This is a genomic window from Rhizobium sp. BK512 (assembly GCF_014194915.1).
Classification (GTDB): Bacteria; Pseudomonadota; Alphaproteobacteria; order Rhizobiales; family Rhizobiaceae; genus Rhizobium.
The window spans coordinates 372,578-384,819 of the sequence record NZ_JACIAS010000007.1 but is presented as its reverse complement, the minus strand read 5'-3'; the positions used below and the strand labels follow the sequence as shown (position 1 = coordinate 384,819).

15 protein-coding genes and 1 riboswitch are annotated in these 12,242 nt (G+C 59.2%); of the genes, 7 read left to right on the top strand and 8 right to left on the bottom strand.

Features of this window, described 5'->3' with window-relative positions; genetic code table 11:
* Window positions 1–31: 31 nt before the first annotated feature.
* From FHX06_RS25215 to soxR, 4 genes are all read right to left on the bottom strand, one after another.
* Entirely contained in the window at window positions 32–925 is an 894-nt protein-coding gene (locus FHX06_RS25215) for a LysR family transcriptional regulator (protein ID WP_112545582.1), read from the bottom strand.
* A 71-nt stretch (window positions 926–996) separates the two neighbouring features.
* A complete protein-coding gene (locus FHX06_RS25210; protein ID WP_112545583.1) occupies window positions 997–1,338 on the bottom strand; it encodes an ArsR/SmtB family transcription factor in 342 nt (113 codons plus the stop codon).
* A 101-nt stretch (window positions 1,339–1,439) separates the two neighbouring features.
* Window positions 1,440–2,210 carry an SDR family NAD(P)-dependent oxidoreductase gene (locus FHX06_RS25205; protein WP_183881222.1) on the bottom strand — a complete coding sequence of 257 codons (771 nt, stop codon included), beginning with the start codon at window positions 2,208–2,210 and terminating at the stop codon, window positions 1,440–1,442.
* Between the two features lie 87 nt (window positions 2,211–2,297).
* Complete coding sequence (gene soxR / locus FHX06_RS25200; protein ID WP_112545585.1) at window positions 2,298–2,762, bottom strand: redox-sensitive transcriptional activator SoxR; 465 nt, start codon at window positions 2,760–2,762, stop codon at window positions 2,298–2,300.
* 81 nt (window positions 2,763–2,843) lie between these two features.
* On the opposite strand from soxR, the gene FHX06_RS25195 reads away from it, so the two are divergent.
* From FHX06_RS25195 to FHX06_RS25165, 7 genes are all read left to right on the top strand, one after another.
* Window positions 2,844–3,419 carry an NADPH-dependent FMN reductase gene (locus FHX06_RS25195; protein ID WP_113209709.1) on the top strand — a complete coding sequence of 192 codons (576 nt, stop codon included), beginning with the start codon at window positions 2,844–2,846 and terminating at the stop codon, window positions 3,417–3,419.
* A 187-nt stretch (window positions 3,420–3,606) separates the two neighbouring features.
* Window positions 3,607–3,720, top strand: a riboswitch (TPP riboswitch).
* Complete coding sequence (locus FHX06_RS25190) at window positions 3,711–4,319, top strand: YkoF family thiamine/hydroxymethylpyrimidine-binding protein (protein ID WP_113209710.1); 609 nt, start codon at window positions 3,711–3,713, stop codon at window positions 4,317–4,319. Its footprint overlaps the riboswitch before it by 10 nt.
* Before the next feature lie 13 nt (window positions 4,320–4,332).
* Window positions 4,333–5,124, top strand: a complete 792-nt coding sequence (locus FHX06_RS25185) for an ABC transporter permease (RefSeq protein ID WP_113115389.1) — start codon at window positions 4,333–4,335, stop codon at window positions 5,122–5,124.
* Window positions 5,121–5,876 carry an ABC transporter ATP-binding protein gene (locus FHX06_RS25180; RefSeq protein WP_183881220.1) on the top strand — a complete coding sequence of 252 codons (756 nt, stop codon included), beginning with the start codon at window positions 5,121–5,123 and terminating at the stop codon, window positions 5,874–5,876. Before FHX06_RS25185 ends, FHX06_RS25180 begins: the two co-directional genes overlap by 4 nt.
* Window positions 5,877–5,883: 7 nt before the next feature.
* On the top strand, window positions 5,884–6,891 hold the full coding sequence (locus tag FHX06_RS25175) for an ABC transporter substrate-binding protein (protein ID WP_113209838.1): 1,008 nt from the start codon (window positions 5,884–5,886) through the stop codon (window positions 6,889–6,891).
* Between the two features lie 65 nt (window positions 6,892–6,956).
* On the top strand, window positions 6,957–8,147 hold the full coding sequence (locus FHX06_RS25170; RefSeq protein WP_113209711.1) for an acyltransferase family protein: 1,191 nt from the start codon (window positions 6,957–6,959) through the stop codon (window positions 8,145–8,147).
* A gap of 183 nt (window positions 8,148–8,330) precedes the next feature.
* Window positions 8,331–9,068, top strand: coding sequence for a sugar transferase (locus FHX06_RS25165; protein WP_409564436.1), 738 nt, complete (start codon window positions 8,331–8,333; stop codon window positions 9,066–9,068).
* 160 nt (window positions 9,069–9,228) lie between these two features.
* Here FHX06_RS25165 and FHX06_RS25160 read toward each other — a convergent pair whose 3' ends face one another.
* Genes FHX06_RS25160 through FHX06_RS25145 form a run of 4 tightly spaced genes read right to left on the bottom strand, consistent with a single transcriptional unit; the run spans window position 9,229 to window position 12,219 of the window.
* Window positions 9,229–9,636 (bottom strand): F0F1 ATP synthase subunit epsilon, encoded by a 408-nt coding sequence (locus FHX06_RS25160; protein WP_183881218.1) that lies wholly within the window; start codon window positions 9,634–9,636, stop codon window positions 9,229–9,231.
* Window positions 9,636–9,875 carry a hypothetical protein gene (locus FHX06_RS25155; RefSeq protein ID WP_112545592.1) on the bottom strand — a complete coding sequence of 80 codons (240 nt, stop codon included), beginning with the start codon at window positions 9,873–9,875 and terminating at the stop codon, window positions 9,636–9,638. The genes FHX06_RS25160 and FHX06_RS25155 overlap by 1 nt, the downstream gene beginning before the upstream one ends.
* Window positions 9,875–11,311: a F0F1 ATP synthase subunit beta gene (atpD, locus tag FHX06_RS25150; RefSeq protein WP_112545593.1), complete on the bottom strand. Its 1,437-nt coding sequence runs from the start codon at window positions 11,309–11,311 to the stop codon at window positions 9,875–9,877. The genes FHX06_RS25155 and atpD overlap by 1 nt, the downstream gene beginning before the upstream one ends.
* Window positions 11,312–11,334: 23 nt before the next feature.
* A complete protein-coding gene (locus FHX06_RS25145; protein ID WP_113013274.1) occupies window positions 11,335–12,219 on the bottom strand; it encodes a F0F1 ATP synthase subunit gamma in 885 nt (294 codons plus the stop codon).
* Window positions 12,220–12,242: the final 23 nt, after the last annotated feature.

Here is a 12,242-nt window from a genome sequence, read left to right as displayed (position 1 = left end):
AGCAGTCTCGTTGATTGATAGCTTTTTTCTATCAAAATTCGGCGTCTTCAACGAGTGTTCTTGCTTCGTGCAACAAGGCGGAGACGAGCGGCGTAAAAGGTTCTCGAAAGGGAGCGACAAGGCCAACAAGATGGTGCGCCTCCGGCTCGGTGATCGGAATCATTCGGATCTCCACAGGGAAACCGAATGATTTCGCGACGTTATGCGGCATGATGCTCGCCCAGCGGCCGGTCCGCACATGTGAAAAAAGCACGATCATCGAGTTTGATTCGAGCGTCGGATGGACTGTCGCGCCTGCTTCGGCCAGATGTCGGTTGATGATACGCCGGTTTTGCATGTCAGCCGTCAATAGGCAAAGCCGAAGATCGCCCACTTCACGCCACGTCACACTCTCGCGATCCGAGAGCGGGCTGCCGGCGGCAGTGATGAGATTATAGCGTTCCGCATAGAGAGGCACCGAGGTGACGCGTCCGAGTGGCTCGTTTTCCAGATAGGTGATGCCGGCATCGATCTCGAGATTTTCGAGCATGCTCAGCACCTGCAGTGAATTGCGCGAGACGATGGAGAAGGTGACGTCGGGATGCCGTTCCTGGAAGGGCGTCGTGATTCGCGACAGCATGGCGAGCGCGGTCGGAATGGAAGCCAGGCGCAGATGGCCGGAGAGACCCGTGCGGGCGGCGCGCATTTCCTCGCGCATGGTGCGCGTGTCACCGACGATGCGCCGGGCCCATTCGAGCACGCGCTGGCCCTCGGGCGTCAACCCCTGAAAGCGGGAGCCGCGCTGCACCAGCATGACCCCCAGCTGATCTTCAAGCTGGCGAATGGCGGCCGAGAGCGTGGGCTGGGAAACGCCGCATTCCTCTGCCGCACGACCGAAATGTTTCTCATTGGCGAGTGCGATGAAGAATTCCAGCTTGTCGATCATCCGGCCTCCTGCCGAATTCGGGATGAGGCCTATCTTTGCGGCTTGAGGGCCGCTTCGCAAGAGCTGCGGCTTCAGACCTTTTCAACAACCGGGAAGAGACTGAACAGTGATTCGAGGAAAGCCAGAACGCTTTCGTTTCCCATGCTGTAATAAACGAGCCGTCCTTCGCGACGCGTGTTGACGAGGCCTTCGAGCCTCAGTCGCGCAAGCTGCTGAGACACCATAGCCTGCTGTATACCAAGGATATCCTCGATCTCGCCAACCGTTTTTTCCCCTTCCGAAAGGATACAGAGGATGAGCAACCGGGTCTGATGGGCTAGCGCCTTCAGGAGATCACTTGCCTCGTGGGCTTTATCAGCAAGCTTCTGCAAGTCCTGGCTGGTCATGCCCAGCTTCGGTTTAGGCAATGGCATTTGCTTCTCGGAAGGAGGTAACAGGGTAGATCAGTACAATATCATATTCGCAGAAGCGAATTGGTCAAAAGTCGTCAAATACCAAAAAAAGTCCAACCAAATCAGCAGATAAGCTGGCCGCCATTGATCTCCAGAACCTGACCGGTGATGTAGCCGGACAACGATGGTGCGGCCAGGAAGAGATAGGCCGGAGCGCAATCTTCCGACGTTCCAAGCCGCTGCAGCGGGATCGACTTGCGTGTCTGTTCCAGTTTTTCGCGGGATGAATAGCGTGTATGGAAATCGGTATCGATCGTACCGGGCGAGACGCAGTTAACCCTTATATCGTCAGGCGCGAGCTCACGGGCAAGCGCCTTCGAATAGGTCGCGACGAAGGCCTTTGATGCGGAATAGATCGCCGAACCGGGACTACCGCCCGTTATCGCGGAAATCGAGACCGTGTTGACGATGGCGGCACCCTGCGCTGCCCGGAGCGCGGGAAGCAGGGCCCGGGTGAGCTCCACCACCGACGTCTGGTTGAGGCGCACGACGGTCTCATAATCGGCATCGGTCAGTTCACCGGCGGGAAAACGCCCATGCATCGTGCCGGCATTGTTGACCAGCACATGCACCTTGTCGAAGAAATCGAGCGCCTCTCGTGCAAACTTTGCAGCCCCGCCCGGCTGCAGGAAATCCGCCGGCAAAAGCAGGGCCCGGCGTTCCGATTCGGCAGTCAGCAGAAAATCCGGCAGTTCGCGCTCCCCGTCGCGCCCGGTATGGACAAGCACGCGCGCACCGCAATCCAGAAACTGTCGGGCAACTTCGAGGCCGATACCGCGGCCGGCACCCGTCACGACGACATTGCGGTTTTCGAATAATTTGGGATGAAACACGAAGTTCTCCTCATTTGCGGGCCGGTCCGCCGCTTGCGCTATCACGCCTAACATATGCGGGCATCAGCCAAAAGAAAGCCCGAAGGTCTAGGCACCCGGGTCGAGCAGCCGCGCACCGGCGCCCTGTCTGCCAAGTACATCGAAGGGATTGCGCAGCGGGCAGGCGTCAATAGAGAGGCAACCGCAGCCAATGCAGCTCGTCAGATGATCGCGCAACAGGCTGAGCTGCCTGATGCGGATATCGAGATTGTCCTTCCAGAGCGTCGATAACCTCTGCCAGTCCTCGACTGTCGGCGTACGGCTCTGCGGCAGGGTTTCGAACGCAGTCTGAATTTCGGAGAGCGGAATGCCAACGCGTTGCGCCACCTTGATGATGCCGAGACGCCGCAGCACATCGCGGCCGTAGCGCCGCTGGTTGCCGCGCGTGCGAATGCTGAAGATCAGCCCTTTCGCTTCGTAGAAGTGCAGGGCGGAAACCGCAAGTCCGCTGCGCTCTGCAACCTCGCCCACCGTCAGAAGTTTGCTCAAGGAGAATCCCGGATTCTGCTGCATGACCCATTGACCTCAATATTAGTTGAGGTTTTATAGACTGCGCTCCCGAGGCCGTAAAGCCGAGATAAGAAGGAGCAATGCATGCACAAACCCATGAGGCTTGCCGTCATCTACGGCAGCACGCGCGAGGGACGCATCTGCGACAGGGTGGTGAAGTGGCTCGAAAGAGAGCTGGCCCGCTTTCCGCAATTCGAGATCGACATCATCGACCCGCTGGCATTTTCACTGCCGCGAGAGCATTTACCGCATCATCCGGAGGCAAGGCGGCTTGCGGACAGGCTTCATCAGGCCGATGGTTTCATCCTCGTCACGCCGGAGTACAACCACAGCTTTACCGCTTCTCTGAAATTCCTCATCGATCTCTTCGCCGAACCCTGGCACGGAAAGCCGATCGCCTTCGTCTGTTATGGCGGCATATCCGGCGGATTGCGCGCAGTCGAACAACTTCGCCTCGTTTTTGCGGAGCTTCACGCCGTCACGATCTGCGATGCCGTGAGTTTCAATTCCCCCTGGCGCCGTTTCGACAATGAGGGCCGGCTGCAGGATCCGCAGGACGCTCTGCGCAGGCTTTCCCGAATGATGTCCCAGCTGCAGTGGTGGACTGAGGCGCTGGTCGCCGCCCGCAGCGACACGCCCTATGCCGGCGTCGCCGCCTGAGACGAAGACATCCGGCTCCGTCTCTGGCAGGTACGGACCGGCTGGACACCCGGACAGGACCTCCGTCCGGGTGTTTCCCTCGGGCACCTCACAAAGTGCGCCTGGACTGCACGCGCCTCTTGCCGACCGCATAGCCGGGTAGGAATTTTACGGTTGCGGTATCGCAGGCCCGGTGATAGCTTCCGCCACAATTTCACGGGGGAGCTCCGAATTGCCGGGGCTGAGATGTGAGGCGCATGCCTCCGGACCCTTTAAAGCTGATCTGGGTAATGCCAGCGGAGCGAGGTCCAAATGTTTTCCGGCGCACAAGTGTCTCTATATCCGATGTCCGGCAATTTCGTCGGCATCATCCTTGACGCGATCAAGGCCCTCGAGCCCTATCGCGATCATCTTCGCATCGAAACCGATGATATTTCCACGCTGTTGGTCGGCCCGCCTGATATGCTGTTTGCCGCCATGCGCGATCTCTTCGTTTCGGCTGCCGCAAGTGGCGAGCATTGCGTATTGTCCGCCGCGATCTCGCGGGGCTGCCCCGGCGAACCGGATGATGCGATCTGCGGCGCCGGCCCGTCCTCAAGCCGCTCCGAGCCGCTCGCCGAGCGCGTGGAGGCAGCGATCGCAGCAGTCAGGGATACGACCGAGACTGGTCAACCGACGGCCGCCCAATTTTCTCTCTATGTCATGGGAACGGGCACCCATATGGACGAGATTTACGGCTGCATCGACTTCCTGAAGCGCTCGGGCACATTCGACCGCTCGAAGAATTTCTGCACCAAGCTGCGCGGTGACGCCGGCGCGATCTTCGCGACCATCCATGAAGCTTTCTATCGCTTTGGCGATCCCGAAGGTCATGTGACACTGGATATCACGGTCTCCGCGAACAGCCCGAGCAAAGCCTGAGACGCCTGACGGCATGACCCTATCGAAACCGGATTCGACATTTGCGCCACTGAGGCGGGCCTTGCCCGCCATTCTCGCCATGCTTGCCTTCCTGGCTATCTGGGAGTTCTATGTCGATCTCTCCGGCATCAAGCCCTCGATCCTGCCCTCACCTTCGCGTATCCTTACACAGGGCTGGCTGAACAGGCAGGCGCTGCTCGACAACACCTGGCCGACGCTCGGCGCGACGCTCGGCGGTTTTGCTTTGTCGCTCGTCTTCGCCTTCGCCTCGTCGGTACTGATGGATTTCGTGCCATTCATGCGCCGTGCGCTGCTGCCGCTCTTCATCGTCAGCCAGACATTGCCGCTGGTCGCGATCGCTCCCCTCGTCGTACTCTGGTTCGGTTTCGGGCTGCTGCCGAAGCTTCTGCTCGTCGCTCTCGTTACCTTCTTTCCGCTGCTGGTCGCCCTGCTTCAGGGCTATGAAGCGACGGACCGGGATATTGCCGAGCTTCTGAGTTCCATGAAGGCAAGTCGCTGGCGCATCTTCTGCCTGGCACGGCTCCCTTCCGCCATGCCTTTCTTCTTTGCCGGCCTGCGTATTTCGATCACCTATGCCGTGGTCGGCGCCATCTTCGCCGAATATGCGGGCGCCGCGCGCGGCCTCGGGATCTATATCCTCAACGCCAAGAACAACTTCCGGCCGGATCTCGTCCTCGCCGCCGTCGTCGTCAGCGCCCTTCTGACCCTTTGCCTCTTCGGTCTCACCCTGGCGGTGCAGCGTTTCGTCATGCCCTGGCAATCCCCTGCGGAGAAACGCCGATGAACGGGATGCTCGAGCTGAAGAATGTGTCGAAGTCCTTCGACGGCATGGAAGTGCTGAGGGACATTTCTCTTCATATCGCCAGAGGTGAATTCGTCTCGATCGTCGGCCCATCCGGCTCCGGCAAGTCGACGATCCTGCGGCTGCTGACACAGGCGCTGCAGGCCGACAAGGGAGAGATTGTCTTCGACGGCATCCAGCTCTCGCAGGCCGCGCATGCATTCGCCTTCATGCCTCAGCGCGATGCGCTGATGCCGTGGCGAAGCGTCATCGACAACGCGATCCTCGGCCTCGAAGTGCACGGCATGCGCCGCAGCCAGGCGCGGGCTGTGGCCGCCCCGCTCTTTGAACGCTTCGGACTTGCCGGCTTCGAAAATCACTATCCCGCGGCCCTTTCGGGCGGCATGCGCCAGCGCGCGGCCCTGCTGCGCACAGTGATCCAGCGGCAGGACATGCTGCTGCTCGACGAGCCTTTCGGGGCACTCGATGCGCTAACCCGCACCCAGATGCAGGAATGGCTGCAGGGCATGTGGACCGGTCATCGATGGACGGCCCTGCTGATTACCCATGACGTACGGGAAGCCGTCTTCCTGTCCGATCGTATCTATGTTCTGTCCGCCCGTCCGGCTGCCGTGATCAGGGAATTCGAGGTGCCGCTCGCAAGACCGCGGACGCTTGCAGATCTCGGCTCCCCGGCTGCTCAGGCAATCGAAACTGAAATTCTTCAAACATTGCTGCATCCGCAAAGAACCTGAGGAGGTCCTGATGCTTCTCACCCGCCGACAGACCCTTTTTGCCGCCATGGCCGCAAGCCTTGCCGGCCGCACCGCCTTCGCGCAATCCTCCGACAAGGTGCGTATCGCGCTCGACTGGACGCCGAACACCAACCATATCGGCATCTATGTCGCCAAGGCGAAGGGCTTCTATGAGGCAGCCGGCATCGATGTCGAGATCCTGCCCTATGCCGATACGAGTGCCGGCACGTTGGTCGCAAATGGTGTTGCCGATTTCGGGATTTGCGGAGAAATCGAGACCTTTACCCAGCGCGCCGCGGGCGCCGATGTAAAACTCGTCTATGCCGTCGTGCAGACGGAAACCGGCAGGTTGATCTTCAAGGGCGGCCGCAACGACATCAAGAGTCCGAAAGATCTTGATGGCAAGACCTATGGCGGCTTTGGCGGCGCATGGGAGGAGGCACTCGTCTCTGCGATGATCCGCAACGACGGCGGCAAGGGCACCTTCCAGAATGTCACGCTCGGCACCTCGGCCTATGAGGCGCTCGACAACGGCGCGGTGGACTTTACACTGGAAATCTACACCTGGGAGGGTATTGCCGCCCAGCTGGAGAACCGGCAGGTCGGACGCTGGCGCTATAGCGACCATGGAATTCCCGACGAACAGACGACCGCAATCGCTTCCAGCGATGCCTATCTTTCGGCCAATCCGCAAAATGCCCGCGCCTTTGTCCAGGCAACACTCAAAGGTTATGCCTATTCGGTCGACAATCAGGACGAGGCCTGCGATCTCCTGATTGCCGGCAGCAACGGCGCGCTGCTGAATACCGAACTGGTCAAGGCATCGCAAAAGGCCCTGGTCGAAGGTCGTTTCCTCAAGGGTGACAACGGCGCGATCGGCATCATCGATCCGGCCAAGGCCGAAGCGATCGGCACGTTCCTGTTCGACCATGGCATCCTGCTCGATGCCAATGGTGCGGCGCTGAAGGAAAAGCCCGACTTTTCCGCCTATTACACTAACGATCTGCTTGGCTGAGATGACCCCGCCCTTGCCGGCAGCAGCTTTCCGCTGCAAAGTCCGGCAAGGAGCGAGGGAGTGACATGCAGCAGCAGGACCGGGTAGCCGGAGCAGATTTCTTGCGTGCAACCGCTTGCCTGCTTGTCCTCATCCACCACCTTGTTCTGCGCATCGACCTTAACAAGACCGAAGGGCTTCAGCCGGCGCTGACCGCACTGCGCTTCGGCAATTTCGGCGTCGCGATCTTCTTTATCCTCAGCGGCTTCCTGCTGGCCTTGCCGTTCTGGCATTCCCTTGATGCCGGTTATGCAATGCCTGACTTGCGCACCTATGTGCTGCGTCGAGCGGCCCGCATCGTGCCCGGCTATTGGGTAGCTTTGACCGCAGGTTTTATCCTCAGCATCACGTTGCTTGGGCATGCGCTGACGCCGGAACTCGTCATGCGTTATGCGAGCGGTCTCCTGTTCATGAGCCAGTGGCACTGGCGCACCTTCTTTCCTGTCGAGGGCAACGGCCCGCTCTGGTCCATATCCTTCGAAGTAACGAGCTATGTGCTGCTGCCGCTTGGTTTCCTCTGGCTTTTCGCTATCCCGGAGAAACGTCGCACTCCGCTGATCACGCGCCTTGCCTGGCTCGCCATCATTGCTGTGGCGCTGCTTGCCCATGAGACTTTCCGCACGCTTGTTCCACCCGATGAGATTGACCGTGGCTGGCAATATGGCATGCAGGGCGGTGCAAAGGAGTGGATGCCGAACTACAATCCCTTCGGGTTCTTCGCGATTTTTGCGCTCGGTGCACTCGCGGCGGGCCTTCACACGATACTGCCGCGAAAGCGTCAGATCCTGTTCGACATCATTGCCTTCGCCTGCCTGGTCATCGCCGCCTTCCAGCTGCCGCTTTCGGCGGGAGGCCCGTGGGAAGCCTATGGATGGCTCGGCATCCCCTACGTCTTTCCGCTGTTCCCACTCATGACCGCGATTGCGCTCGTTGCCCTCTCGCGCTCCACCCTGCTTGCGGCGTTGCTCGACAACGCCTTCGTACGCTTCACGGCAACCGTCTCATTCGGCATCTATATCTGGCAGGACATCGTACTGACCACGATGCAGACGATCTCGCCGGCCATATTCGGGATCGGTAAGGACACCCCCCTGCGCGATTGGCTTATTGGCTCTGCCCTTGCGACGACGATTGTCTTTCTTCTCGCAAGCCTCAGTTATTTCGCTCTCGAGCGGCATGCAATACGACGTGCCGCACGCATAACGCGCAAGAATTAAGCCTTTACGCAATATAGTTAATTCCCAACCAGCCAAAAATATCAGGGACATATTTCGAAATACTCCCAAATTTGGCTCAATTAGGGTAAGGAAAACATTAAAGAAGCGGGTGACAAACCGACCCTGTCCATGTATTTGTGCCAGCGCGACGCACTATTCCAGTATTTCCACGGACGTTGCTTAATGAACGTGTTTACTTCAAATAAGCTTCAAGACACGGCTTTCTCAGTAAAGACAGTGAAGATGAAGGCTCCCGACGCAGCGAATTCCAATATTCGCCAGCCGGAAAGCTTTGCCTCATTGGATGGCGGAGGCTGGCTTCAGCTTGGCTTGAAGAGAGCTTTCGACATTTTTGGAGCAACGAGCGCGCTGATCATCCTGTTCCCCGTCCTTCTGACGATCGCCCTCCTCATCGTGATCGACGATGGCGGGCCTGTGTTTTTCCGGCAGATTCGCTGGGGCCGGAAGGGTAGCAAGATCACTGTCTACAAGTTCCGCTCCATGCGGGCGGATCTCTGCGATCCCACCGGCGTCGAACAAACCGTCAAGGGTGATCGGCGTGTGACGCGGATCGGCGCCTTCTTGCGCAAGACCAATATCGATGAACTGCCCCAGCTTCTCAATGTCATTAGGGGCGATATGTCGCTCGTCGGTCCCCGTTGCCACGCCATCAACATGCGCGCGGCAGGCATGCTCTACGAGGAACTGTTGCCTGAATATCATTACCGCCATCTGATGCGGCCAGGTATTACCGGCCTTGCCCAGACGCGCGGCTGGCGCGGTCCGACGGAACGCCCGACGGAGGCGCGCGCTCGCATCGCCAGCGATATCTATTACATCAGGAATTTCAGCCTCTGGCTGGATATGAAGATCCTGCTTGGCACGCTGCTCTCCGAGCTGCGCGGCGGCACCGGGTTCTGAGATACCGAGTTTCCACAGACCAGATCGATCAGGCGGGCGGCGAAACACCGCCTTTTGTTTTTGCAAGCACGCCTCAGCATAAATGCATCTTGTTTCCGGATAAAAAAAGCGGCCTTGAAGGCCGCTTTCTTGTTCAATCCAGAACGTCTACCTGAACCGATCAGTCCTGGCCGACCAAGCCCTGCAGACGGGTCATTTCCATGATGAAATGCTCAAGCTTGGACTTGTGCTCATGATGCACGACATCCTCAAGTTCCTGCTTCGCAGCTTCGATGCGGCGGGTCAGTTCGTCCTTGTTGAGTTCCTCTACCGGAAGGGCAGATTCAGCAAGGAGCGTGCATCCCGTCGGCAGGATGTCGGCAAAACCGCCGAACACAACGTAATCCTGCTTCGAGCCTGAAGAAGAACGAACACTCACGATGCCCGGCTTGATGGTCGTCATCGTCGGGGCATGGTGGGCCATGACCGTCATCTCGCCTTCAGTGGCGGGAATGACGACCTCGGTCACCATCTCCGACAGCAGCAGGCGCTCCGGCGAAACGAGCTCAAAGTTGAAATTGTCAGCCATCAGTGACTTACCTTCTCGGCTATGGCCTTTGCATCTTGCAATTTGGTCCCGCAGAACGGGCAGTGCATCATCGCATGATCGAGATAACCGAGACCTTCCTCGGTCTGAGCCAGTCCGACAACCATCATCATCACCCCATTATCGGCCCGGTAGATGGTCGGCGCGGCCGGTTCAGGAAGTTCTGCCACGACACTTTTGAGCGTGTCGCAGCAGAATATCTCGTCCTGAGCGTCGCTCATCAAGCGGCAGCGAGCTTCTTGGCCTTCTCGATGGCTTCTTCGATCGAGCCAACCATGTAGAAAGCAGCTTCGGGCAGGTGGTCGTAATCGCCGTTGACGAGGCCCCTGAAGCCCTTGATCGTGTCTTCGAGAGCAACCAGCTTGCCCGGCGAACCGGTGAAGACTTCGGCAACGAAGAACGGCTGCGACAGGAAGCGTTCGATCTTGCGGGCGCGGGCAACAGCGATCTTGTCCTCTTCGGACAGTTCGTCCATGCCCAGGATGGCGATGATGTCCTGCAGGGCCTTGTAGCGCTGCAGGGTCGACTGAACCTTACGGGCAATTTCGTAATGTTCGTCGCCGACGACCAGCGGATCGAGCATGCGCGAGGTGGAGTCGAGCGGATCGACGGCCGGATAGATACCCTTTTCAGCGATCGAGCGCGACAGAACCGTGGTTGCGTCCAAGTGGGCGAACGAGGTTGCCGGCGCCGGGTCGGTCAAGTCGTCGGCCGGAACGTAAATGGCCTGAACCGAGGTGATCGAGCCCGTCGTCGTCGTGGTGATGCGTTCCTGCATCTGCCCCATGTCGGTTGCGAGCGTCGGCTGATAGCCCACAGCAGAAGGGATACGGCCGAGCAGAGCCGACACTTCCGAGCCAGCCTGCGTGAAGCGGAAGATGTTGTCGACGAAGAACAGAACGTCCTGACCCTGGTCGCGGAAGTGTTCAGCAACCGTCAGACCGGTCAGAGCGACGCGAGCGCGGGCGCCCGGCGGTTCGTTCATCTGGCCGTAAACGAGCGCAGCCTTCGAGCCTTCGCCGCCGCCATGCTTGTTGACACCCGATTCAATCATTTCGTGGTAGAGGTCGTTGCCTTCGCGGGTACGTTCACCCACGCCAGCGAAGACCGAGTAACCACCGTGCGCCTTGGCGACGTTGTTGATCAGTTCCATGATGAGAACGGTCTTGCCGACGCCTGCGCCGCCGAACAGGCCGATCTTGCCGCCTTTTGCATAGGGAGCAAGAAGATCGACCACCTTGATGCCGGTGACGAGGATCTGCGCTTCCGTGGACTGCTCGACATAAGCCGGAGCGTCCTGGTGGATGGCGCGCTTGTGAGCGGTGTTCAGCGGACCAGCTTCGTCGACCGGCTCGCCGATGACGTTCATGATACGGCCGAGCGTTTCGTTGCCAACCGGAACCGAGATCGGAGCGCCGGTATCGGTAACCTGCTGGCCGCGAACGAGACCTTCGGACGAGTCCATCGCAATGGTACGAACTTCGTTTTCGCCGAGGTGCTGAGCAACTTCGAGAACCAGACGGTTACCGTTATTGTCGGTTTCCAACGCGTTCAGGATCTTCGGCAGTTCGCCTTCGAAAGCAACGTCGACGACGGCGCCGATAACCTGTGTGACTCTGCCGACAGAGCCGGTCTTGGGGGTAGCTGCCTCAGCCATTTTCTGACCCTCTTTTCCTAACCTCAGAGCGCTTCCGCGCCCGAAATGATTTCAATCAGTTCCTTGGTGATCTGAGCCTGACGCTGACGGTTGTAGCTCAACGTCAGCTTGTTGATCATCTCACCAGCATTGCGCGTCGCATTGTCCATCGCGCTCATCTTGGCGCCCATTTCACCCGCGACGTTCTCGAGGAGAGCGCGGAAGATTTGGACCGAGATGTTGCGCGGGATCAGCTCTTCGAGGATCGACGCCGGATCCGGCTCGTATTCATAAACGGCACCAGCATGCTCTTCATCTACGGCAACGGCTTCCGGAGCCTTGGCCGGGATGAGCTGCTGTGCGGTCGGAACCTGGCTGATGACCGACTTGAACTCGGAGTAGAACAGCGTGCAGACGTCAAACTCGCCGGCTTCGAACATCTCGATGATGCGCTTGCCGATCTGGTCGGCATTCTCGAAGCCGATCTTCTTGACTTCGCGCAGTTCCTTGCGCTCGACGATCAGCGACGCGAATTCGCGACGCAGGATGTCATAGCCCTTCTTGCCGACGGTGAGGATCTTCACCGTCTTGCCTTCGGCGACCAGCTTGCGAACGTGATCGCGAGCAAAGCGCGCAATCTGCGAATTGAAGCCGCCGCACAGGCCGCGTTCGGCCGTGCAGACGACGAGCAGGTGCACCTGGTCCTTGCCGGTGCCGGTCATCAGAACCGGGGCACCGTCCGCATCGGTAACGGCCTTGGCAATATTCGCCAGGACCGCATTCATACGCTGCGAGTAAGGCCGGGCGGCCTCGGCCGCCTCCTGCGCACGCCGAAGCTTCGCCGCGGCGACCATTTTCATCGCCTTGGTGATCTTCTGCGTCGCCTTGACGGAGGCGATCCGGTTTTTCAGATCCTTAAGTGAAGGCATCCGTTATCCGTCCTAACCTAGGG